The sequence below is a fragment of the Arthrobacter sp. MW3 TE3886 genome (genome assembly GCF_041262145.1).
Taxonomy (GTDB): Bacteria; Actinomycetota; Actinomycetes; order Actinomycetales; family Micrococcaceae; genus Arthrobacter.
In genome coordinates this window covers 2856973-2881709 of the sequence record NZ_JBGCAN010000001.1, presented here as the reverse complement: position 1 = coordinate 2881709, position 24737 = coordinate 2856973, and the positions used below count along the sequence as shown (strand labels likewise).

Below are 24737 nucleotides of genomic sequence, written 5' to 3'. Positions count from 1 at the left end.
TCCAACCAGTAAGGTAGTTGAGTGACTTTACCGCTGCACATCCCCGCCTTCCACGGGTCCACGCCCGCCGCGCTCCGGCTCTTCACGTCCGAGTCGGTGACGGAGGGCCACCCCGACAAGATCTGTGACCAGATCAGCGATGCGATCCTCGACGCCCTGCTCGACAAAGACCCCGAGTCCCGGGTAGCCGTGGAGACGCTGGCCACCACCGGGCTGGTCCACGTCGCGGGCGAGGTCACCACCGACGCCTACGTCGAGATCCCCCAGATAGTCCGGGAGACCATCCTGGGCATCGGGTACGATTCTTCGGCCAACGGCTTCGACGGCGCCCGGTGCGGCGTCTCGGTGTCCATCGGCCAGCAGTCCAACGACATCGCCGGCGGCGTGTTCAACTCCCTCGAAGCGCGTGAAGGCCGCCAGGAGGACGACTACGACCTCCAGGGCGCCGGCGACCAGGGACTCATGTTCGGCTACGCCAGCGACGAGACCCCGTCCTACATGCCCGTGCCCATCTGGCTCGCGCACCGGCTCTCCGAGCGGCTGACCGAGGTCCGCAAGAACGGCGAACTCGCCTACCTGCGCCCGGACGGCAAGACCCAGGTCACCGTGGGCTACGACGGCGACCGTCCGGTCTCGGTCGAGACCGTCGTCATCTCCAGCCAGCACGCCGAGGGCACCAGCCTCGACCGGCTCCGGGCCGACCTCGCCGAGCACGTGGTGGGACCGGTCATGGCGCTGTCCAACCTGGACACCTCACGGACCCGCAACATCCTCAACCCCGCAGGCGCCTTTGTGATTGGCGGCCCGGTGGGCGACGCCGGCCTCACCGGCCGCAAGATCATCGTTGACACCTATGGCGGCATGGCCCGCCACGGCGGCGGCGCGTTCTCCGGCAAGGACCCGTCGAAGGTGGACCGCTCGGCCGCCTACGCCATGCGCTGGGTCGCCAAAAACGTGGTGGCCGCCGGCCTCGCCAAGCGCGCCGAAATCCAGATCGCCTACGCGATCGGGCAGGCCCGCCCGGTGGGAACCTACGTTGAGACGTTCGGAACCGAAACCGTGGACCCGGCCCGGATCAGCGCCGCGATCGCCGAGATCTTCGACCTGCGCCCGCGGGCCATCATCGACGCCCTCGACCTCAAGCGCCCGATCTACGCCAAGACCGCCGCGCACGGACACTTCGGCCGCGAAGACCCGGACTTCACCTGGGAACGCCTGGACCGGGTGGACGAGCTGAAGGCGTTCTTCAACGCCTAAGGCCGGGCCACACCGTCCGAAGCCGTCCCGGCGGTTTGTTTTGATGGTGAGTTTGTCAGTCCTGTGTGATGTGCTGTAGCCAGGCCGCCCTCCGGTGGCCTGGCTACAGTTTTTTAAGATCACAGTTTTCCAGCATCACAGTTTTCCAGGATCGCTGTTTTCCAAGATCACCGTGCATTTGAAAAACCGCCATTTAGCCCGAGGGGAGGTGCGGCCGTGAGTCCCAATCCTGCCGGCGGCGCGCCCGGCGAACCCCAGCAGCTCTCCCTGCTCCAGGGCTTCCCCGCCTCCGCCGCGGAAGCGTCCGGGCCCGCCCTTGCCGCGCACCTGCCGGTGGCGCGGGTGCTGATCGAATCCTCGCTCCCACACCTGGACCGGCCGTTCGACTACAGCGTGCCCGCCGCCCTCGACGCCGAAGCCCTGCCCGGAGTCCGGGTCAAGGTCAAGTTCAACGGACAGGAACTGGCCGGATACCTGCTGGAGCGCACGGCCGGATCCGACGCTGGCCACCCCCTCGTGCCGCTGCACAAGGTACTCTCCGCCGTGCCCGTCCTGACCCCCGCCGTGGCCGAGCTCGCCGGCCGGATCGCCGCGCGCTACGCCGGAACCGTCAGCGATGTCCTGCGCGTTGCCGTGCCGCCGCGCATGGCCAAACTCGAAAAGGAATTCGCCCCGGACGGCCGGCTCGACCCTAGGCTCTTCGGCACTGAGATGTTCGGTCTGGCGACCGACGTGTCGCTTCCCTCGCCGGCCGCCGGCAGCGTCTGGACCCGGTACCGCAACGGTGCGGCGTTCCTCGCCCACCTCGCCGCGGGAGAGTCGCCCCGGGCCGTGCTGACCGCCCTGCAGGGGTACGGGCCCGCCAGCTGGCCGCGAATGATCGCCGAAGCCGTGGCCGCGGTCCGGATCTCGGGCCGCGGCGCCGTCGTGGTGGTGCCCGACTACCGGGACCTCGACCGCGTAGAATCTGCCCTGCTGGAACTGCTTCCCGCCGGCGACGTCGCCCGGCTCACCGCCGACGACGGCCAGACGCCGCGCTACCGCAGTTTCCTGCGCGTGCTCAGCGGCGCCGCCGGAGTCGCGGTGGGTACCCGGTCCGCGGCCTACGCGCCGGTGCCGAACCTCGGGCTCGTGGTCTGCTGGGACGACGGCGACGACCTCCACATCGAGCAGCGGTCACCGTACGCGCACACCCGCGAAGTGCTCCTGCTGCGGGCGGGCCAGGAAGGAGCCGCGTGCCTGCTCGCGGCCCATTCGCGCAGCACCGAAACGGAGAGGCTGGTCGGCTCCGGCTGGGCCCAGGCCGTGGAAGCGGACCGGACCGTCCTGCGGCGGACAGTCCCGCGCGTCCTGAACACGGCCGACAGCTACGAACTCGAGCATGACCCGCTCGCCCGTATCGCCCGTCTCCCCGGCGCCGCCTGGCGGGCTGCCAAGGAGGGCCTGGAACGCGGTCCGGTCCTGGTCCAGGTGGCCCGCGCCGGCTACGCCCCCTCGCTGGTGTGCGACACCTGCCGGGAACCTGCCCGCTGCACCGCCTGCAGCGGGCCCCTGGCGATCGCCGGCCCGGCCGGGAGCAGCGCCGTGCCGCAGTGCCGCTGGTGCTCGGCACCGGCCCCGGCATGGCGCTGCGGCACATGCAACGGCGCCAGGCTCCGGCGCGGCGCCACGGGAGCCCTCCGCACCGCGGAGGAACTCGGCCGGGCCTTTCCGGGGAAACCGGTCATCACCTCTTCCGGGGACCAGATCAAGGCCACCGTTGCGGAGACCACGGCCCTCGTGGTGGCCACCGTCGGCGCCGAACCGGTGGCCGCCGGCGGCTACGCCGCAGCCCTGCTGCTCGACGGTGACTCGCTGCTGCGCCGGGAAAACCTGAGGGCGGGGGAGGACGCAGTCCGCCGCTGGTTCAACGCCGCGGCCCTGGTGCGGCCGGCTTCCGAGGGCGGCCTGGTGGTCATTACGGCCGACGACGCCGCCGGGGTCGGCGCCCTGCTGCGCTGGGATCCTGCCGGGTACGCCAGCCGTGAACTGGCACTGCGGCAGGAGCTGCAGCTGCCGCCCGCCGTGCGGGTCGCCTCCGTCACCGGCGGCAGGACCGCCGTCGGCCATTTCACGGATGCCATTCAGCAGCAGCTGGCCGCGCAGGGAACAGTCCTCCGGACGGCCGGGCCCGCGCCGGTCATCCTGCCGGCAGCCGCAGGGGCCGGCCGCACGCCCCCGCGGGATACTGTGCCCCGGGATTCCGGCGAGGAGGTCCGGACCCTGCTGTTCATCCCCTACGCACAGGCCGCGGCCGCCACGGCCGTCATGCGGGCCGTCAAGGCGGCGGCCGCAGCCAAGCGCAGCGACGACCCGGTGCAGCTGCGGCTGGACGGCGTCGACGTCCTCTAGAACCTTCCATGGCGTCCCCGCGGTCCACCTGGTCCCGCCCTGCGCGGGCGGCCCCACCCTGCGCGGGCCTGCCTGCGCGGCGGCCCCACCCTGCAGCGGGCCTGCCTGCTGGCAGCCATTCGCCACGGACGGCCGGAATGAGGCTTCTATAGCGGCCCTCTGCGACAAATGGGTGGTCGGGGACCGTGGCCCCGGCGTCATCCCGGCCCCGCCGCGGGTGCGGCGTCGATCTCCGAGCCGGCCACTTACGGCCGTTCCGGCTATTTCCGGCCGCGAGGCCGGTTCCGAAGCGCGACGGCCTCTTCGGCGACGGCCACGAGCCGCCGCGCGGACTCGTCCCAGCTGAAGTCTGCCGCCCGCTCCACGGAACGGCGGGAACGGGCTTTCCACAGGGCGGGGTCCTCAAGCGTGCGCACCGCCTCGGCAAACTCCGCCGGAGAGTCCGGATGCACGTAGCTGACGGCGTCGTCGCCGACTTCCCGGAAGATCGGGATGTCGCTGGCAATGACCGGCGTGCCATGCGACATGGCCTCGACGAGCGGCAGTCCGTAGCCCTCGGCCCGGGACAGGCTGATCAGGGCGGTGGTGCGTGCCAGGAGGGCCTCGTACTCGGCGTCGGTCACGCCGTTGTGGAAGACGATGTTTGCGCCCTCCGGGGCCAGGGCCTCGAGTTCGGCCCGCCGCTCCGGGGCGATGCGGCTGAGCAGATGGAGGGTCATATCCGGCAACTCCGCCATGCCGCGGACCATGGTCTCCACGTTCTTGTAGGGCATGAAGGAACCCATGTAAAGCAGCGTCTTGTCGGCCCCCGCCCCGGGGTCGCGGGGGGTGTGGCCGTGCTGGGGGGCGTTGCCGACAATCCTGACGGGACGCCGGGTGAGCCGGTACTTCGCCATCAGGGCCGCCGTGGTGGAGCTGATCGTTGCCACGATGTCCGCCCGGTTCAGCAGAAGCCGCTGGGGCCAGAAGGCCTTGTGGTACAGGCGCCACAGGACCCTGACCGGGGCCGGCAGGAATCCGGGAGGAGTGGGGTGCTCATAGTAGATGAGGTCGTGCAGGGTCAGCACCAGGGCGTACTTCCGGCCCCAGCTGCCCATGGTCTGCATGGGGCACACCACCACGTCCGCGCCCAGCTTGTTGACCCTGGCCGCCACGAAGAGTTCGGCCGGGGACAGCGGGCTGTTGATCACGGTGTACGGAACTTCGGGCAGGAGCGCGAGCTGGCGGGGGTCGCTGATCAGCATCGAGACGTCGGCGATCTTGGCCGCTGCCGCGATCAGGCTGGCGCCGTAGCGGCTGATCCCGTCGTGCTGGTCCAGCCGGGTGAAGCGGGCATCAATGAGAATCTTCACGCGGCGTGGTCCTTCAGGAAGCGCCGGATGTAGCGGGCGGCGGGTTCGGGGGTTTCGTAGTGGATCAGGTGTCCGACGCCGGGAATGACTTCCAGCCGCCCGTCAGGGAGCCGCGCCGCGAGTTTGTGCTGGTCCGCCAGCATGGCGATCTCGTCCTTCTCTCCCGCGATCAGCAGCACCGGAAGCGTCAGTTCGCCGGCCACCTCGGTGACGTTGCTGCCCACCGAGGCCTTGAAGGCCTGAAGCAGGCTGTCGCGGTCCGCGAAGGAGGAAAAATAGGCGCTGTGCTGGGCGTGCACGAACCGGCGGATGTCCTTGTCCCCGGTCTTGGCCATGGTCACGCTCATCACCCGCACGATCGCCTGGCTGCGCAGCAGGGCCAGCCCGAACCGCTGGGGAAGTCGTGCGGCGGCCTCGTAGTAGAGCACCGCAAGCTTCGTCATCAGGCCTTTGGGCCCTTCGAGGGCAGGCGCCGCGATGGGATTGACCAGGATCAGTTCGGCCACGGCGCCGGGGTTGGCCGCCACGAAATGGCTGGCAATGATCGAACCGAACGAATGCCCCAACAGGACCGTGTCCGCGCCCAGCCCCAGCGCGGCCATGAAGCCTTCAATGAATTGGCAGTAGGCGGCAACGCTGTGCCCTGTTCCTGCGAAGGCAGCCGAGCTGCCGAAGCCCGGCAGGTCCGGCATGATCAGGCGCATGTCCGTCAGCTGGTCGGCTACCCGGAGCAGGCCGTGGTGGTCGCCTCGGAACCCGTGCACCACCAGGATGGTGCGCGTCTCGGCGGTGACCTCGGCGGGTTCGTAGACCCAGTACGCGATCCGGGCGCCGTCAACCTCAACGGCCGCGGCCCGGGTGCGGGCGTCGAGTCCGCCGCTGAACAGGGGCGCGCGTGAGGGCCCGGTATCCACTTGTTCCATTAGTTCGAATCCTATGCGACGTTGTCGGGGTGGGAGCCGGTCCGGAAGCCGCGTTCGAGGCCGCCGACCTCCGTCATGTCCAGCGGGGAGAGCTCAAAGTCGAAGACCTCGAAGTTTTCACGGATCCGCCCGGACGAGCTGGCCTTGGGAATGGCGATATTGCCCAACTGCAGGTGCCAGCGCAGGATTATTTGCGCCGGCGTGCGGTCGTGTTCGGCCGCGAGGGCCAGGATCACCGGGTCCTTCAGGACCTGGCCGCGGCCCAAAGGACTCCACGCCTCCGTGCGGATGCCCAGGACCTCGTGCTTTTCCCGCAGTTCATCCTGCTGCAGCCAGGGATGAAGCTCGATCTGGTTCACGGCGGGCACCACCTCCGCCGTTTCCAGGAGCCGGTCCAGGTGCTGCGGCTGGAAGTTGGAGACGCCGATTGCGCGCACCTTGCCCTCGCGATACAGCGTCTCAAGGGCCCGGTACGTTTCCGGGAACAGGCCCCGGCGCGCGCACGGCCAATGGATCAGGTAGAGGTCGATGTACTCCAGGCCGAGGTTGGAGATCGAGGTGTCGAACGCACGCATGGTGGCGTCGTAGCCGTGGTCGTCGTTCCAGACCTTGGTGGTGATGAAGAGGTCCTGGCGGGAAACATAGGGTGCGGTTTCCCCGGGGCCGCCGCCGGTGCCCTCAAATCCGGACAGGGCACCGACTCCCTTGCCGACGCCGGTCTCGTTGCCGTACATGGCGGCGGTGTCGAAGTGCCGGTAGCCGGTCTCGACCGCGCCATGGTCACCAGGCTGGCGGCGTCGGCCGGGGGGACCTTGTACAGCCCGAATCCCAGCCGGTCGATCAATACGCCGTTGTTCAGGGTCAGCCGGGGGGAGAGTCTCATGACAAAGACTTTACCCACTGGCGCTGGCGGATGCCGGACCGCCGTTGCTGCAGACCGCGCCGGTCACGGTGCCCCGCAGCCGCTCAGCCCAGTCCGTCGAACCGGACCAGCCTGCGGGCGCTGGCCTCGTCCAGGATCAGGTCGGTGGCCAGTCCTGCCGCCAGCGCGCCCCTGAGCCCGTTGATCTTGGAGGCACCTGACACCACGCAGATGCGGCGCCGGACCTGGCGGAGCTGGGCCAGGCCCGGGCCGGTGGACCGCGCGTTGAGCGTGATGCCGTCCGAGGACCCGTCGGCGCGGAAGAACACCGTGGCCACATCGCCCACCACATCGGAGTTCGCCAGCACGTTCAGGTCGTCTTCATCGAGGTAGCCGCCGGCGTAGACGTGGCTGGGGTAGTCGGCGTCGACCGATCCGACACCAAAGATGGCGATGCTCATCCGGGCCTGCAGCTCCAGGATCCGCTGAACACTGCGCTCATTCCACATGGCCTTCTTGGTCGCGGCGTGGTCGAAGAAGGCCGGTACGGGAAACTGTTCCACCCGTGCTCCGTAGGCGCTGCCGAACCGCCGCATGATGTCGGAGGCATAGGTGATGCCGGTGGTCTGCATGTTCCCGGCGCCGTTGAGCTGGACGATCACGCTGTCGTGGGTGATCTTGCGCGTCAGGTGCCGGCTCACGGCACTCAGGGTGGAGCCCCATGCGACGCCAATGATGGCGTTGGAGTCCACCAGCGGTCCGATCGTCCGGGCGGCCTGCATGGCCACCCGGTCCAGTGTTTCCGCCTCATTGAGGGTGTCCACCACTGGAACGACATGGACATCCACCTTGTACTCGGCGCGGATCATGCCCTCGAGTTCGGGCCCGGTGTCCAGCGGGCTGCGGATCTGGATCTGCACCAGACCCGAATCGCGCGCCGCCGACAACAGTCGCGAAACCGTGGACCGGGACGTCCGGAGCTCGCGGGCGATGGCATCCATGGTCAGGTCCTGCAGGTAATACAGCTGGGCCGCGCGGAGGGCGTCGGACTGGCGTGAATGCATCATGAAATTTCCCATCTGCACGTTTGTGCATAGTGCTTGACTCCATTTTCCATTAGTCCAAAGAATAGTGTTGAACGGCGCCGCGCCACGGGCGTGCCGCACAGAATCAAACCCAAGGGAGCAGTTTTGGGACAGAAGGACTCAGTCGGCACACCGGCGAACGATCGCGCCTCGGTGCAGAAGCTGCGAACGCGGCGGCACGCGCAGGTTCTGATCATCGGAGGCGGAATCAACGGGGTCGGCACATTCCGTGATCTGGCGCTGCAGGGCGTGGACGTGGCGCTCGTTGAGCGCGGCGATTATTGCCAGGGCGCCAGCGGCGCCTCCTCCCACATGATCCACGGCGGCATCCGGTACCTCGAAAACGGCGAGTTCCGCCTCGTCCAGGAGTCCGTGACCGAGCGCAACAGGCTCCTGCGGATCGCACCGCACTACGTCAAGCCGCTGCAGACCACGATCCCGATCTTCAGCACCTTCTCCGGAGTCCTGGCCGCCCCCATGCGCTTCCTGACCCACAAGCAGGGCAAGCACACCGAACGCGGGGCGTTCCTGATCAAGCTCGGCCTGAGCATGTACGACTTCTTCTCCCGCGACGGCGGCACGGTCCCGCGCCACCAGTTCCGCGGACGCAAGCGCGCCCTGGCCGAGCTGCCCGCGCTGCACCCCGGGATCAAATACGCGGCCACCTACTTCGACGCCTCGGTCCACAACCCCGAGCGCCTCACCCTCGACGTGCTCCAGGACGGCGAGAAGGCCGGCGGCGCTGACAGCCACGCCCGGGCCAGCAACTACGTCTCGCTTGTCTCGCTGGGCGGCTCCGGGACCAGCGGCACCCCCGGCACCCCCGGAACCACGGTCCAGTTGCGCGACGAACTGACCGGCGAGATGTTCGACTTCACTGCCGACGTCGTCGTGAACACCACCGGCGCCTGGGTCGACCTGACCAATGAGGCCATGGGGGCGGCGTCGTCGTTCATGGGCGGCACCAAAGGTTCGCACATCGTGCTGGACCATCCGGAGCTGCTCGCGGCGTGCAACGGCCGCGAGATCTTCTTCGAGCACACCGACGGCCGGATCGTGCTGATCTATCCGATGGGGGACCGCGTCCTGGTCGGCACCACCGACGTCGACGCCGATATGGCCCAGGACGCCGTGTGCACCGAGGCGGAAATCGACTACTTCTTTGACCTGATCGGCCACGTCTTCCCGGACATTCCGGTGGGCCGGGACCAGATTGTCTACTCGTTCTCCGGTGTGCGCCCGCTTCCGAAGCATGATGCCACCCAGCCCGGGTTCGTCAGCAGGGACTACCGGATCGAACGCCGGCAGGCGGCGGGCGGAGCCGTCCTCAGCCTCGTCGGCGGCAAGTGGACCACGTTCCGGGCCCTGGCCGAGCACCTGAGCAACGACGTCCTGGCCGAACTCGGCCTGGAACGGAAGGTTTCGACGGCGAAGCTCGCCATCGGCGGCGGCGCCGCCTTCCCGGACAGCGAGGACGGCGTCCAGCGCTGGATCAAGGCCCACATGTCGGCCGGCCGCGATGCCGCCCGCGTCACCGGGCTGCTGACCCGCTACGGGACTCGCGCCGAAGAAGTCATCCGGTTCCTGGACGGGCCGGCCGGCGGGCCGGACCGGCTGCTGCATTCGACGCGTGAGCTGAGCACCCGCGAACTGGAGTTCATGGCCGCCCACGAGCAGATCGGGCACCTCGTGGACGTCCTCATCCGCCGCACGTCCCTGGCTTTCCGCGGCCTGGTGACCGGGGAACTGCTGAATGAAGTTGCGGACATCCTTTCCGGACCGCTCGGCTGGGACGCGGCACGCCGGGCCACAGAGATCAGCCACGCACAGGAGGTGCTCCAACGGTTCCACGGTGTCCGGGTCCACAGCCTGGTCGCCTGATATTGCTTGCGTGCCCGGGCAGGGAAGCCCGGGTGCAAGCACTGCGCGGTCCGCCCCGGCGGCCGGCGCAGTGGCTGGCCGGCAGCACGAACATGCTGCCGGCCCCACGGCTTCCAAACTCGCGGACGCCGACAACAGAAAATAGAGGAGTCAAAGATGTCTCTTGGAATAGTTTTCCTATCCGAATTATTCGGTACCGCCATGCTGACCCTGCTGGGTTGCGGCGTGGTGGCCAACGTTGCGCTCAAAGGCACTAAGGGCAACAACGGCGGGTTCCTGATGGTGACCTGGGGATGGGGCATTGCCGTCTTCTCCGGTGTCTATGTTGCCGCCATCTCAGGTGCACACCTGAATCCTGCCGTGACTTTCGGCCTGTTGGTCAACGGCAAGAAGTTGTACGCCCCCGGCGTTCCGGTCGACTTCGCCTCAACCCTGACCTACTTCGGCGGGGAACTGACCGGCGCCTTCCTGGGCGCCGTCATCATGTGGCTGGCCTACCGGCAGCACTTCGATGCCGAATCCGAGCCCGCCAGCCAGCTGGCCGTCTTCTCCACCGGCCCGGCGATCCGCTCGAACCCGTGGAACCTGATCACCGAGATCATCGGCACCTTTGTCCTCGTCTTCGTCATTCTGACCTTCGGCGGGACTCCGTCCGGACTTGGCCCGCTGGCGGTCGCCCTGCTGGTTGTCGGCATCGGTGTTTCTCTCGGCGGCCCCACCGGCTACGCCATCAACCCGGCCCGTGACCTGGGCCCGCGCATCGCGCACGCCCTCCTCCCCATGAAGGGCAAGGGGTCCTCCGACTGGAGCTACTCCTGGATCCCGGTCGTCGGACCCCTGATCGGTGGCGGCCTCGGCGGCCTCGTGGCCGCGGTTGTGCCGATCATCCCCCCTGTACTGCCCCTCTGATTGCCAGATCAACTGCCACGCTAAACAGACAAGGACGTCAATATGAACCAGTACGTAGTTGCCATCGACCAGGGCACCACGAGTACCCGCGCCATCGTGTTCGACCACAGCGGCAGCATCGTCTCCTCCGGCCAGATGGAGCACGAGCAGATCTTCCCCCAGCCCGGCTGGGTGGAGCACAACCCCGCTGAAATCTGGAACAACACCCGCGAAGTGATCGGCTCGGCCCTGTCCAAGGCGAACCTGACCCGGCACGACATCGCCGCCGTCGGCATCACCAACCAGCGCGAAACAGCGGTGGTGTGGGACAAGACCACCGGCGAGGCGATCTACAACGCCATCGTGTGGCAGGACACCCGCACCCAGCCGATCGTGGACGAACTCGCGAAGGACGGCGGGGTAGAACGTTTCAAGCAGAAGGTGGGCCTGCCGCTGGCGACCTACTTCTCGGGCACCAAGATCAAGTGGATCCTGGACAACGTCGAAGGCGCCCGGGCCAAGGCGGAGGCCGGTGACCTCGTCTTCGGCAACACCGACTGCTGGGTGCTCTGGAACCTGACCGGCGGGACCGACGGCGGAGTGCACGTCACGGACGTGACCAACGCCTCACGGACCATGTTCATGGACCTTGAGACGCTGTCATGGGACCAGGAGATTCTGGACGCGTTCGGTGTCCCGGCCTCCATGATGCCGACCATCAAGTCCTCCTCCGAGGTCTACGGCACGGTGCACACCTCCCAGTTGCTGCGCGAGGTTCCTGTGGCCGGGATCCTGGGCGACCAGCAGGCGGCCACGTTCGGGCAGGCGGCGTTCGATGCCGGGGAAGCCAAGAACACCTACGGCACGGGCTGCTTCCTGATCTTCAACACGGCCGAGGAGATTATCCATTCCAAGAACGGGCTGCTGACCACCGTCGGCTACAAGCTCGGCGACGCGGCGCCGCACTACGCGCTGGAGGGCTCCATTGCCGTCACCGGTTCCTTGATCCAGTGGCTGCGGGACAACCTCGGCATGATCAGCAGCGCCCCGGAGGTCGAGACCCTCGCGGCCTCGGTTGAGGACAACGGCGGGGTGTACATTGTTCCGGCGTTCTCCGGCCTCTTCGCGCCGTACTGGCGCTCGGACGCCCGTGGCGCCATTGTGGGCCTGACCCGCTTTGTTACCAAGGCCCATATTGCCCGCGCGGCGCTGGAGGCCACCGCCTTCCAGACACGCGAGGTGCTCGACGCCGTCAACGCCGACTCAGGCGTCCCGCTGACGGAGCTGAAGGTCGACGGCGGCATGGTCGCCAACGACGCCCTGATGCAGTTCCAGGCGGACATCCTCGGCGTGCCGGTCATCCGTCCGAAGGTGGTCGAGACGACGGCGCTGGGCGCAGCCTACGCGGCCGGCCTGGCGGTCGGATTCTGGAAGGACCTGGGCGAGTGCTCGGCCAACTGGGCCGAGGACAAGCGGTGGGAGCCGCAAATGGACCAGGCCGAACGGGAACGCCAGATGCGTCTCTGGAAGAAGGCCGTCACCAAGTCCATGGACTGGGTTGACGACGACGTGAAGTAGGCGCACACACCGACCCGCCGGGTGCCGCCCCGGCGGGTACGGCTTCGGCGGACAGTGAAGAGCTCCGGCCAGGGAAACCTGGCCGGAGCTCTTCACTGTCTGCGTCAGCGCTGTCCCGCGTCGGGTTTGTCCCTCAGGGCACGGGCCGCGTAGACGGGGTCCTCACGACAGCACGCGGCGTCTTGGCGTAGACGTCCTTGCTGACCGTGTAGCCCCTGCTGTCGAGCTCAAGGGCACGGGTGTTGATCCTGTCCAGCACCGCGCTGGTGAGCCTGGTGATCTTGACCAGGTCCATGAACTCTTGGTCTTCGCCGCCGACTGCTGTCACCTTGATGAGCCCGGTCCCGGCTGAGTAAAACTTGCGCTGGTGGCCGGCGCTTGGCGGGTCGAGCGGGTTGAACTCATCAATCACCAGCACGTCGTTGTAGCATCCCGTGGGGACGCAGACTCGTTGGTCCTTCGCGAACACGTCCCCGCAGTCCAGGAAGTCCACGGTGGGGGCATAGGCCTGGACGTATGCAGGGGTGTTCCGGTGCGGCTTGGCCTGCATGGCGATGCCGGCCCGGGCCCTGTCGATGCCGCTGATGAACGTGCTGGGCGCGCCGACCAGCTTCCCGTCCTCGTACTCCTCCGGATATTCGCCGAAGAGCCAGACTGTCCCCTTCTCCGTTTGGGCGAAGAAAGCGAGTTCGGACTCCACGAGTTCACCGTCGGAGTAGTCCCGGTCCCAGACCACGATCGTCTTGACCCCGTCAATGACCTTGGTTAGCCCTGTGACGGTGCTGACGACCGTGCGGGTGGTCGTCCCGTCCGGGGAGATTACTTTGCCGGTTGTGGTGTATTGCATCCCGGGCCTGAGCCTGAGCCACTGGTTGTCGATATTCGGTTTTGCCGGGAACGCGGAACGGTTGAACCTCAGCACCGAGCCGGGGCCGCACAGTTCCTTGGTACTCGTGGCCGCCGGCGCGGCGGTGGCCGTCGCCGCGGCCGCCGTCGCCGCCGTCAGCGACGCCACCACCAGCAAGACCGCGGAGCAGTAAGCGGTAAATCTCTTAGATAGTGGTGTCATCTGACTGGCCTCTCCTTATTGGTGGTGGTACTAGGCGACAGGGACGGGTTCCGGCTGGCCGGGCTGGCGGTCACGGCGTGACGGGCCCTTCTTGGCGAACCGCAGGTAGAGCGATGGGACGATGAACAGGTTGACCAGTGTCGACGTGACAAGGCCGCCCAGAATGACCACCGCCATGGGGTGCTCAATCTCATGGCCGGGGAGGTTCCCCATCACCACCAGTGGCACAAGGGCCAGCGCAGTGGCAAGAGTGGTCATCAGAATCGGCGACAACCGCTCGGAAGCCCCCCGCAACACCAAGGCAGGTCCGAAGGTCATTCCCTCGAACTGTTCCAGGTGCTGGCAGTGGTTGATGAGCAGGATGCCGTTGCGGGCTGCGATACCCATCAGGGTCAGGAATCCGACCAAGGAACCCAGCGACAGGATCCCGCCGCTGAGGTGGGCAGCAATCACGCCACCGACCAAGGCGACCGGCAGTGTCAGGATGGCCAGGACGGCCAACCGCCAACTGCGGAACGCCGCCTGGAGCAGGAGGAAGACCACGAGGACCGCGCCAATCGAGTAAAGCAGCAGCCGTTGTGAGGCGGCCTGGCGTTCAGCGTATTCGCCGAGGACAACCGCTTCATAGCCGACCGGGAACTGAACCGACTCCATCTCCGATTTCAATGTCTCCACAACCTTGGCCAGATCGCCTTCCTTGACGTTGGCACTGACATCGATGCGCCTCGAACCCTCCGAGCGTTCAATGACGTTGGGCGTGGGTTTGACCGAAATCGTGGCGACATCGGCCAACCGGATCCTTTGCCCGCTCGGCGTATCGAGCGGGAGGTTCTCAATGCTCGTGACACTTGTCCGGATCTCCGGTGCGCTCCACACCTGGACGTCGTAGGCCTTGCCGTCACGGTAGACGTCGCCCACTTCTTCGCCGGAAACCAGGGTGGCCGCGGCGCGTCGCACATCGCCCGGCTTCAGCCCGTAGCGATTGGCGGCCTCCAGGTTCACTTCCACGTTGATCTGTGGAATGTTCGCCTGGAGAGCGACCTTTGCGCCGATGGCTCCGTCAATGCCGCCCAGAATGCCCTTTATCTTGTCAGCTTCCGTGCGCAGCGTCGCGAGGTCGTCTCCGTACACGCGAACGACGACCGCGTAGCCAGTTCCTGTCAACACCTCGCGGATGCGCTCCTTGAGGTAGGTTTGGACGTCCCGCACGATTCCGGGATAGCCGTCCACCACTTCTGTGATGGAGGCCAGCGTTTTGTCATAGTCCACTGAGGGGTCAACGCTGATCCAGTTCTCGCCGAAGTAGACGCCCACAACCTCATCGGCGTTGAATGCCTGCCCGATGTGGGACCCGCAATTGTTCACCCCTGGGATTGTCATGAGTTCCTTGCAGGCCAGTTGGCTGACACGGACTTCCTCTGCGTTGGACGTGCCGGGCTGCGTGAGCCAGTGCATCAGGAAATCGCGCTCCTTGAACGACGGGAGCAGTGATTGGCCCAGCAGCGGCGCCGCCACAAGGCCGATGACGCCGAGAGCGCCCAAGGCGAGATATCCCGGGGCGGGCCTGCGGACCATGGGCCGGAGCAACTTGCCGTACCAGCGCTTCAGCACCCTGACTACCGGGGGATCCCGGTCCTCCAGCTTGGCGTTCCGGAGGAAGATGTACGCCATGGCCGGGGTGACAGTGAGGGCCACCAGCATGGAGGCCATCACGGCGAGGGTGTACGAAGTGGCCAGCGGCCGGAAGAACGCGCCGGTCAACCCGTCCAGGAAGAAGATCGGCACCGTGGCGGCGACGATGATCAAGGTGGCGTACACAATAGGTCCGCGGACCTCAAGCGAGGCATTGACGACCACACGGGCGGTACTTTCGGTGCCGCCGCTGGCACGGTGGTGCCGGAGCCGTCTGACGATGTTCTCGACGTCGATGATGGCATCGTCCACCACCACCCCGACGGCAATCACCAGCCCGGCAAGCACCATCGTATTTATCGTGCCTCCGGTCCAATAGAGCACCAGGGCCGCTGCCATCAGTGACAGCGGGATCGCCGTCACGCTGACCAGCGCCGTCCGCCATTGGAACAGGAAGACGCTGAGCACGAGGACCACCAGGAGGCAGCCCAGCAGGAGTGCGAGGCTCAGGTTGCCGAGGGACTCCTCGATGAATGACGCCGGCCGGAACAAGGTGGTGTCGACTGCGATCCCGGTCAGGCCGGGCTGCAGTTCTTTGAGCGCCTCCTCCACGCCGCGCGTGACTTCGAGCGTGTTGCCCCACGGCAGCTTTTCAACAATCAGCATCAGGCCGGGGCCGCCGTTGATCACCGCGTCACCGATCAGCTGCTGGTGGTCCTCGACGACGTTCGCCACGTCAGCGAGCCGCAGGGGAGGCAGTCCCTCGCGCTCCTCCAAAGCAACCTGGGCAAGGTCGGCCGGGGACGTGATGGCCTGTACGTGACGGATACCAATACTCTGGCTGGGTGTATCGAGCGAGCCGCCAGTTCCGATGAGGGCGCCGGGGGAGTACTGCAACAGACCAGCATCCAGGGCATCGGAGGTTGAGCTCATCACGTTTTCCAGGGTGACGTTGTTGGCTGCCAGTTTGGCCGGATCAACCTGCACCTGAAGCATCTGGAGGCGTTCGCCCCAGATGGCCACATTGGCTACGCCCGGAACCCGAAGCAGATGAGCCCTGATGTTCCAGTAGGAAATCATGGACATCTCGATGAGCGAGCGGGTGTCCGAGGACAGGCCGATCTTCATGACGCGACTGGTCGAGGACAAGGGCTGCAGCATGAGCGGAGGGGCAGCCCAGGTGGGCAGGGTCGGGATGACCGTTGCCAGGCGCTCCGACACCAGTTGCCTGGCCGTGAGCAGGTCAGTGCCGTTCTCGAACTCCATCACAATCGACGAGAGCTGGGGGACTGACTTTGACCTCATGTGATCGAGGCCATCAATGCCGTTGAACGCCTCTTCCATGGGAACCGACACCAGCTCTTCGACCTCAGCGGCGGTAAGTCCCAGGCAGGCTGTTTGGACCTCGACTTTCGGTGGCGCGAACTCGGGGAACACGTCCACCGAAGCGCTGCTGAGTTGCGCGCCGCCCACGACCATCAGCGCCACAGCGAGCGCGATGACGATCGATCTGAACCTCAGACTGGCTGCGACTATCCGGCGCATGTCATTTACCCGTGTTCAACTCTGCGCCAAATAGTTCGACCGCGCCCACCGTTACCACTGCAGTCCCGACGGCGGGGCCTTTGCTGGCCGTGACCACGCCGCCTTCGATCTTGCTGACGGTGACGGCTTGGCGTTCGAACACTCTCGGTGCGGGGGTGGTGTAGACCCAGGTCTTGCCATTGGCGTCATACAACAGCGACGCATATGGCAGCAGCACGTCCGTTCCGGTGCCCGCCTTAACGGGTTCCGTCTTCAGCTCGATGCGGGCCAGGCCGTGTTCGGTCACGGTCAGCTTGGCGATGCCGGTGGTGGCGTTCTTCTCCACCTTGACCGGAGCCGCACCTGGCGCCGCAGCGGGTGCCACCGCTGTGGACTGTGCGCATGCCGGGAGGGTGAATAGCGCGGCGGCACAGGCTGCGGCCGCCAGGGCCAGACGGAGTTGGGGCTTTTGGCTGGTCATTTTGCTTCCACCTTTTCCTGCATATCGGGCTGAACGGGAACCTCGGCTTCGTAGACTTCGGCCCACTCTTCAGGGGCGGACCGGGGCCCGAACCAGAGTGCGAGCAGGGGGAGTACGAAGATCCCGATGAGGGTTGTAGTGATAAGTCCGGTGACAATGATCAGGGCTATCGGCCCCAGGAGGGCTCCGCCCACGGCGCCGCCGAAAAGTCCCGGCGGGATCAGAATCGCCACCGTGATCAGGGCGGACTTCAGGATGGGCGATACCCGGTCCCTGGCTGCCATCATGACGACTTTTTCACGGGACTCCTGCGGGGCTGCACGCCACAGTTCATCCGTGCGGGCAGAGAGAAGTGCCGCGTTGCGGCCAGCGATGGCCAGCACGGCGGCAAACGCCGTGAGCGCCAGCACACTGATGGCGCCTCCCGCGATCCAAGCTGCCACGGCAGCCCCCGCCAGCGCCGCCGGCAGTGCCAGGAAGTTGGCGAGGGCCAGCTTCCAGCTCCGGACCGCCGTCTGGAGCAGCAGGAACACTCCGAGGAGGGCTGCTGCCGCAAGCCAGAGCAAAAGGGTGTCGGCACCCTGCATCTGGGCATACTTGGTGGGGATCTCCGCGTGGTATTCCAGCGGGAACTGGATCTGCTGGATGGCCGTTTCAATGTCGCGCTGAATGTCGGCCAGCGGACGTCCGCTGACGTCGGCCACGACGTCGATCCTGCGAGACGTGTCATCGTGCAGGATCACGACCTCGTTGGGGACGAGCCGTACGTCGGCGATCTGGCCCAGCTGGACCTGGCCGCCGTTTGGCGTGTCGAGCAGGAGTTCGCGGATGCTGGTCAGGTCATCCCTGACGTCCAGTGCCCCCCGCACCACCACTTCAAAGACCTTCTGTTCTTCGAAGAGGTTGCCGACCACAATCCCTTGCATCAGGGCCGCAGCGGCGCGCCGTGCGTCGCCGGGTTTGATCCCGACCTTCTGCGCCGCCTCAAGGTTGACCTCGACTTCGACGATGGGTGTCATCGCGCTGGCGTTGATCGTCGGGTTCTGCACGCCGTCGATCTTCTCGATGGCCTTGCGGACTTCTTCGGCCTTCTCGCGCAGAACCGGCATCTCGGTTCCATAGACGCGGACCGCGAATCCCGGATCCATATTGGTGTTCTGTGCGCCGATCTTCTGCTGGGAGTAGTTCACGACGTTGTTGGCGATGCCCGGGTAGCCCTGGACGACGTCGCGGACTGCCCTTTCCGTTTCGCTGAAGTCGGCATCCGGTGTGATGGTGACCCAGAGTTCCGCGGAACTGTTGCCCACAATCTGGTCGGAGGAAATGGCGCGACCGATATGGCCGCCAACGCCCGAAACACCCGGCAGGGTCCGCAGCTCATCGGAGGCTTTCGACGCCACCCTGCGCACCTCGTCGTTGGACGTGCCGGCCATGGAGTCCCACTGCACCAGGAGCGTACGGTCCGGAAGCGTCGGAATGACGGCCCGGGTTCCGACCAGCTGGGATGCTGCAGCGAGTCCCAGCAGGCCAACGACGGCGACAGCAATGATGCCGAGGGTGCGGCGGGAACGTCCGCCCTCGAGCGCCCGGTCGTAGTAGGACCTCGCCCGCGCAACACCGCTCGATTCGGTCCGTGGGGCCGTTTCACGGGGAAGCAGGAGATACGCCAGTACCGGTGTCACGGACAGGCCCACGAGCATTGACACAGCAAGCGTCAGGGCCATTGACCAGAACAGCGGATGGAAGAACGCACCGCCGACGCCAGGAATGAACAGCGTTGGAATAAGCGCGACCACCATGATGAGGGATGCGTGGAACAGAGGGGTGCGGACGTTGCGGACGAGTTGGACCATACGGAACCTGATGGTGGCATCAGTTTCGGTCTCGGTGGCCTGCAGGGGCCGGCGCCGCTGCGCCTGCACATCCTCCACGATGTCTCCCACTATCACGGACACACCAAGGAGGATGCCGGCCAGGATCGAGATATTCAGTGTGGACTCGGTCAGGTAGAGCACCACCGCTGCCGCCATGACTGTCGTGGTGATGGCCGCGAGGGCTATCACGGCGACACGCCACGAACGGAAGAGCAGCCAGAAGAGCAGGACAGCAAGCAGGAGGCTCACGAGCAGGGCCACGCCGAGTCCGTCCACGGCATCCTGCAGGAACGAGGCGGGCCGGAAAACGGACGTGTCCATCTGGATTCCGGAAAGCCCGGGCTGCATGTCGTTCAGGGCAGCTTCGATGTCCTTGGTGACTTCCAGCGTGCTGGTTCCGGGGAACTTCTCCACAACCAGCAGGAGGCCTGCATCCTGGCCGACGACGGCGTCGCCGATCAGCGGCTGGTGGTCCGCCTTCACCTGGGCGATGTCACCAAGAAGCATGGGAGATGGGGCGTCTTCGACACTGACCTTGGACAGGTCGTCGGGCGTGCGGATGGGCAGGACATGCTGGATGCCCAGTCGCTGGCTCGGCGACTCCACGAACCCGCCTGTGCCGGGGGTAGACGCCTCAAGGAAGGTCAGCGGAGACACCCAGACGGCGTTGCCCGTGGTCTTGATGATCTGTTCGAGCGTGATGCCCTTCTCACGCATCTGCGTGGGGGTCACCTCGACCTGGAGCTGCTGCTCGCGCTGGCCCCAGATGGAAACGTTGGCGACACCGGGGATACCGATCAGCCGCGGCTTGATCTTCCACCGGGCCAGGACCGACATTTCGATGCCGGAGAGCTCCTTGGAGTTCATCCGGACCATAAGGACACGGCTGGTTGACGACAGTGGCTGCATAATCAACGGCGGTGCCGAGACGTTCGGCAGTGCATGGGCCTGGGTCATGCGTTCGGCCACAAGTTGGCGCGCCCGCAGAAGGTCGGTGCCCGGCTCGAATACGAGCTCGATTGAGGACAGGCCCGGGACGGACTTGGACCGGATTTCATCGAGCCACGCCACACCGTTAAGGAGGTCGGCTTCCATTGGAGACGTGATGAGCTGTTCAACTTCGGCAGCTGAGAGGCCCAGGGCCTCGGTCTGGATCTCAACGTGCGCCGGGGCAAACTCGGGCATGCTGTCGATGGCAACATGTGGGACGTTCACTACCCCGAAGGCAATGAGCCCAGCGGCCAGGGCGAGAACCAGGATGCGGAACTGCAGACTGAAACGGGTGATCCAGCCGAACATGGCTAGCTCTGTTCCAGGGAACCGGCGGCGTGAATGCAGCCGGTGGGGGTTTTCGGCAGTTGCACGGCAGAATTGCGCAAGTGATTCATGGCAGGCTCCTCAACCCGAGACCATTTGCGAATCCCCCCAAGAGATCCCAATTTTTGCTGATCTTTATCGAATAGTGTTCCTCTTTGAATCGTTTGGCAAGATCAAAATTTTATGCCTCGCCCCCGGGTTTTCACGGGTTTCTCCCAGTCTGGAGGCCCATAATCCGCATTCGGATCAGACTTCGTGGAACGGGCCGGCCGGACGCGGATGGCCACCCGAGTATTCGCTTATTTTCTACCTGCTTTTATAGACCGAACTACTTGAGTTTTCGGCGTGACTACTCGTCCGATGCGTGCAGCATTTGGCAGTAAGTACCGCTATTCCATAGGTATGTCATTTGTAACAATTGTGGACATAGCGGGACGCGCCGGGCTCCGGAGCGCGAGTCGACTGCGACTACGGGGCCGCTACCGGCCCCGTCCGTTCAGCGCGAACCAGCCCGAGGGGCTAAAGTGGTCCTATGCGCGCCGTGCTCCTGCTTAGCTAGCCGCCCGGCATCCCGACGAGACCTCGATTCCGAAGAGTCCCCGGATTGCCGAGCGGCGGCCCCTCCATGTCGAGGGGCTTTTGTGTGTCCGGGGTGCATCCCGGGCCGCAACGCACGAAGTAACAGCAGGAGTAACACGTACGGACAGTATGGAGTCGGGGCCGGGCAGCCGGCCATGACAGTGCAGACTTGATGGTGAACAGGCCTGGCGGCAGGCAGGCCTGAAGGTAGACAGGCCTGGGATAACAGGCCGCATAGAACAGAAGAGGCCAGCAGTGAGCGTTCAGCCGGAAACACAGACCGGATCGCCAGCAGCCGCGGCGGAGGGGCCCGAGGAAGGTGCCTACAGCTTCGCGGCAATGGAAGCCAAATGGCCGCAGGTCTGGGAAGACCTGAAGGTCTTCACGCCGCTCGATGACGGCTCTAAGGAACGCCGCTACGTGCTGGACATGTTCCCGTATCCGTCCGGTGACCTTCATATGGGCCACGCCGAGGCTTTCGCGATGGGCGACGTCGTGGCGCGCTACCTGCGCCAGCAGGGCTACGACGTGCTGCACCCGATCGGTTGGGACTCCTTCGGCCTGCCCGCGGAAAATGCAGCGATCAAACGCAACGCGCACCCCAGCGAGTGGACGTACGCCAACATTGACACCCAGGCGGCGTCGTTCAAGCGCTACGCAATCTCCGCGGACTGGTCCCGCCGGCTGCACACTTCCGACCCGGAGTACTACCGCTGGACCCAGTGGCTGTTCACGCGGTTCTACGAGCGTGGACTGGCCTACCGAAAGAATTCCCCGGTCAACTGGTGCCCCAAGGACCAGACCGTGCTGGCCAACGAACAGGTGGTCAACGGGGCCTGCGAGCGGTGTGGCACTCCTGTGACAAAGAAGTCCCTGAACCAGTGGTATTTCAAGATCACCGACTACGCCGACCGCCTGCTCGATGACATGGACGAACTGCGCGGGCACTGGCCCGAACGCGTCCTCGCGATGCAGAAAAACTGGATCGGCCGTTCCGAGGGCGCCCACGTCAACTTCGTGATCGAGGCCGACGGCGGCAAAGCCGCCAAGGATGTCACCGTTTTCACGACGCGTCCGGACACTCTCTACGGCGCCACGTTCTTCGTCGTCGCCGCCGACGCGCCGCTCGCCGTCGAACTGGTCACCGACGAGCACGCCGCTGCCCTGGACGCCTACCGCGAACAGGTCAAGGCGCTCTCCGAGATCGAGCGCCAGTCCACCGAGCGCGAAAAGACGGGCGTCTTCACCGGGCGCTACGCGACCAACCCGCTCAACGGCGAAAAGCTGCCCGTCTGGGCCGCCGACTATGTCCTGGCCGACTACGGCACAGGCGCCATCATGGCCGTCCCGGCTCATGACCAGCGCGACCTCGACTTCGCCAAGACCTTTGACCTGCCCGTCCGGGCAGTCCTGGACACCGGCGAGGAAGACCCCGCTGCCACGGGCATCGCCACCACCGGCGAGGGGACCCTGATTAACTCCGGCGGCCTCGACGGGCTGCCGAAGGCCGAGGCCATCCCGGCGGCCATCGAAATCCTGCGCGAGTTGGGCACCGGCGAGAAGTTCGTGAACTTCCGGCTGCGTGACTGGCTGCTCAGCCGGCAACGGTTCTGGGGTACCCCGATCCCCATCATCCACTGCCCGGCCTGCGGCGAGGTCCCGGTCCCGGACGATCAGCTGCCCGTGACCCTGCCGGCGGACCTGCGCGGCGAAGACCTGTCCCCGAAGGGCACGTCGCCGCTCGCCGCGGTCGAAAGCTGGGTCAATGTCGAGTGCCCCAACTGCCACGGTCCGGCCAAGCGGGACACGGACACGATGGACACCTTCGTGGATTCCTCCTGGTACTTCCTGCGCTTCGTCTCCCCGCAGTACACCGGCGGTCCGTTCGATCCGGAGAAGATCAACGACTGGATGCCTGTGGGCCAGTACGTGGGAGGCGTGGAGCACGCCATCCTGCACCTGCTCTATGCGCGGTTCTTCACCAAGGTCATCCACGACCTCGGCATGATCGAGGCGGACGAGCCGTTCAGCGCGCTGCTGAACCAGGGGCAGGTCCTCAACGGCGGCAAGGCCATGAGCAAGTCCCTGGGCAACGGCGTCGACCTCGGCGAACAGTTGGACAAGTTCGGCGTCGACGCTGTCCGTCTGACCATGATCTTCGCCTCCCCGCCGGAGGACGACGTCGATTGGGCGGACGTATCGCCGTCGGGCTCCGCGAAGTTCCTGGCCCGGGCCTGGCGCCTCGGCCAGGACGTAACAAGCGCACCCGGCGTCGACGTCGCCACCGGTGACCGTGCCCTGCGCACCGTCACCCACCGCACGATCGCCGATGCGCAGGCACTGCTGGAGAACAACAAGTTCAACGTGGTCGTGGCAAAGCTGATGGAACTGGTCAACGCCACCCGCAAGACTATTGACGCAGTCGGCGGTGCCGGCGGCGCGGACCCCGCAGTCCGCGAAGCCGTGGAAGCCGTAGCCGTCATCCTGAGCCTGTTTGCGCCCTATACCGCCGAGGACCTCTGGAACGTCCTGGGGCACCCGGCATCGGTCGCCAACGCAGGCTGGCCCACCCACGACGACGCGCTGCTCGTGGAGGACACGGTCACCGCCGTCGTCCAGGTGCAGGGCAAGGTGCGGGACCGGCTGGAGGTTTCCCCGGACATCTCCGAGAAAGACCTGCGCGAACTGGCGCTGGCATCGGAAAATGTCCAGCGCGCCCTCGACGGCCGTGCCCTTCGCACGGTGATCGTGCGGGCGCCTAAACTGGTCAACATCGTCCCGGCCTAGCCGGGCGTACTAGCCTGACACTGGCCGCTGGTTGACCCCGGCGGCCAGTGCAGACAACCAGTGCAAACAATGGGACGGGCACGATTGCCCTCGCCGGCAAAAAAGTTCATGCGTCCCCCACAGCAGGAGGTCCTTCGTGCCAGACCGCGAGCCGTCAGGCTGGCCATGGCTGCGCGACCGGCTTGTTCGCCTGCGGCAGGGTTCCCGGGGAAGCATCCCCGAAGCGGCTCCCGCCGCCGTCGTGCAGGTTGCGGTGGTCACGGACTCTGCTGCCGCGCTGCCCGCCGACTGGATCCGGGCTCTCGCTGCCGACGGTCGGCTCACTGTAGTCCCCATGCCCGTTATGGTCGGCGCCGAAATCTACGGCGAAGGTGAGGACGACATTGCGGAGACCATCGCCGTGGCCCTGGCCAGCGGCAAGCCCGTCAAGACCTCGCGTCCGTCACCGGGGCAGTTTGAACACGCCTACCGGGAGGCCAGCGAGCGTGGCTTTCAGTCCGTGGTCTCCATTCACATCTCCGCAGGGCTTTCCGGGACTGCCGACGCCGCCCGCCTGGCAGCCCAACGGGTCGGCATCCCGGTAGAGGTCCTCGACTCCCGGACGGTTGGAATGGCGCAGGGGATGGGCGTGCAGGGCGCGGTGGTCGCGGCCGCCGACGGCAGGAGCGCGGCCGAGGTGTTGGCCTTTGCGCAGGACAGGCTGGACCGCACCAAAGTGTATTTCTATGTGCCGAGCCTGGAACAGTTGCGCCGGGGCGGCCGGATCGGTGCGGCGGCCTCGCTCTGGGGGACCATGTTCTCGATCAAACCCATCCTGGCGGTAGACGATGGCCGGATTATCCCGTTGGAAAAGGTCCGGTCAGCGGGGAAGGCCATCGCACGGCTCGAAGAAATCGTGGCCGCCGACGCCTCCACCAGGCCTGCCGGGCAGGCACGGCTGGCGGTGCACCACTTCGGCAACCAGGCCGAGGCCGAAGACCTTGCCCGGCGCCTGGCCGTGGCATTGCCGGAATGCCCGCCGGCCCAGATCAGCGCACTCCCGGCCGTCCTGGCGGCCCATGCGGGGCTCGGTGTGCTGGCGGTGATCGTGGGGGAGGGCAGCACCCCAACCGCAGCGAAGCCCGATGCCTTCGCCGGAGACGTCGCTGGCCCGGCGGGCGGGGAAGCGCGCCCCGGCGGGGCGGCAGCCGAAGCGACGGAAGCCGGCGACTAGTCCGGCGGGTCCATCCGCTCCATCTGCGCGGGCGCTGGCCTCTG

Annotated in this window: 14 protein-coding genes and 1 pseudogene; 7 read left to right on the top strand and 8 right to left on the bottom strand. The window is 66.3% G+C overall.

What is annotated here, in order from left to right; all coding sequences use genetic code 11:
• Window positions 1-21 precede the first annotated feature (21 nt).
• Complete coding sequence (gene metK / locus ABH915_RS13080; RefSeq protein WP_370121922.1) at window positions 22-1257, top strand: methionine adenosyltransferase; 1236 nt, start codon at window positions 22-24, stop codon at window positions 1255-1257.
• Between the two features lie 216 nt (window positions 1258-1473).
• The gene (locus tag ABH915_RS13075) at window positions 1474-3648 is read left to right on the top strand and encodes a primosomal protein N' (RefSeq protein WP_370121919.1); all 2175 of its coding nucleotides are present in this window, start codon (window positions 1474-1476) and stop codon (window positions 3646-3648) included.
• Window positions 3649-3908: 260 nt separating this feature from the next.
• On the opposite strand, the gene ABH915_RS13070 is transcribed toward ABH915_RS13075, so the two are convergent.
• The 4 genes and pseudogenes from ABH915_RS13070 to ABH915_RS13055 all read right to left on the bottom strand — a co-directional run bounded on the left by ABH915_RS13070 (window position 3909) and on the right by ABH915_RS13055 (window position 7852).
• A complete protein-coding gene (locus ABH915_RS13070; RefSeq protein WP_370121916.1) occupies window positions 3909-5000 on the bottom strand; it encodes a glycosyltransferase family 4 protein in 1092 nt (363 codons plus the stop codon).
• The gene (locus tag ABH915_RS13065) at window positions 4997-5923 is read right to left on the bottom strand and encodes an alpha/beta fold hydrolase (RefSeq protein ID WP_370121913.1); all 927 of its coding nucleotides are present in this window, start codon (window positions 5921-5923) and stop codon (window positions 4997-4999) included. The genes ABH915_RS13070 and ABH915_RS13065 overlap by 4 nt, the downstream gene beginning before the upstream one ends.
• Window positions 5924-5934: 11 nt before the next feature.
• A pseudogene (locus ABH915_RS13060) lies at window positions 5935-6806 on the bottom strand (aldo/keto reductase).
• 83 nt (window positions 6807-6889) lie between these two features.
• Window positions 6890-7852 (bottom strand): sugar-binding transcriptional regulator, encoded by a 963-nt coding sequence (locus tag ABH915_RS13055; RefSeq protein WP_370121910.1) that lies wholly within the window; start codon window positions 7850-7852, stop codon window positions 6890-6892.
• A 123-nt stretch (window positions 7853-7975) separates the two neighbouring features.
• Here ABH915_RS13055 and ABH915_RS13050 point away from each other — a divergent pair, with 123 nt between their 5' ends.
• The 3 genes from ABH915_RS13050 to glpK all read left to right on the top strand — a co-directional run bounded on the left by ABH915_RS13050 (window position 7976) and on the right by glpK (window position 12217).
• Window positions 7976-9751, top strand: coding sequence for a glycerol-3-phosphate dehydrogenase/oxidase (locus tag ABH915_RS13050; protein ID WP_370121907.1), 1776 nt, complete (start codon window positions 7976-7978; stop codon window positions 9749-9751).
• 156 nt (window positions 9752-9907) lie between these two features.
• A complete protein-coding gene (locus ABH915_RS13045; protein ID WP_026266377.1) occupies window positions 9908-10660 on the top strand; it encodes an MIP/aquaporin family protein in 753 nt (250 codons plus the stop codon).
• Between the two features lie 42 nt (window positions 10661-10702).
• Entirely contained in the window at window positions 10703-12217 is a 1515-nt protein-coding gene (gene glpK / locus ABH915_RS13040; protein ID WP_018773124.1) for a glycerol kinase GlpK, read from the top strand.
• A 133-nt stretch (window positions 12218-12350) separates the two neighbouring features.
• Here glpK and ABH915_RS13035 read toward each other — a convergent pair whose 3' ends face one another.
• The 4 genes from ABH915_RS13035 to ABH915_RS13020 are packed head-to-tail and all read right to left on the bottom strand — an operon-like array spanning window position 12351 to window position 20096.
• Window positions 12351-13286 carry a hypothetical protein gene (locus ABH915_RS13035; protein WP_370121902.1) on the bottom strand — a complete coding sequence of 312 codons (936 nt, stop codon included), beginning with the start codon at window positions 13284-13286 and terminating at the stop codon, window positions 12351-12353.
• A gap of 30 nt (window positions 13287-13316) precedes the next feature.
• Window positions 13317-16463 (bottom strand): efflux RND transporter permease subunit, encoded by a 3147-nt coding sequence (locus ABH915_RS13030; protein ID WP_026537280.1) that lies wholly within the window; start codon window positions 16461-16463, stop codon window positions 13317-13319.
• A 1-nt stretch (window position 16464) separates the two neighbouring features.
• Window positions 16465-16923, bottom strand: a complete 459-nt coding sequence (locus tag ABH915_RS13025) for a hypothetical protein (RefSeq protein ID WP_370121898.1) — start codon at window positions 16921-16923, stop codon at window positions 16465-16467.
• The gene (locus ABH915_RS13020) at window positions 16920-20096 is read right to left on the bottom strand and encodes an efflux RND transporter permease subunit (protein ID WP_370121895.1); all 3177 of its coding nucleotides are present in this window, start codon (window positions 20094-20096) and stop codon (window positions 16920-16922) included. Before ABH915_RS13020 ends, ABH915_RS13025 begins: the two co-directional genes overlap by 4 nt.
• A gap of 852 nt (window positions 20097-20948) precedes the next feature.
• Between ABH915_RS13020 and leuS the strand changes: the two genes are divergently transcribed.
• A complete protein-coding gene (gene leuS, locus ABH915_RS13015; protein ID WP_370121892.1) occupies window positions 20949-23480 on the top strand; it encodes a leucine--tRNA ligase in 2532 nt (843 codons plus the stop codon).
• A 136-nt stretch (window positions 23481-23616) separates the two neighbouring features.
• Window positions 23617-24693 (top strand): DegV family protein, encoded by a 1077-nt coding sequence (locus ABH915_RS13010; RefSeq protein ID WP_370121889.1) that lies wholly within the window; start codon window positions 23617-23619, stop codon window positions 24691-24693.
• The last annotated feature ends 44 nt before the right edge of the window (window positions 24694-24737 follow it).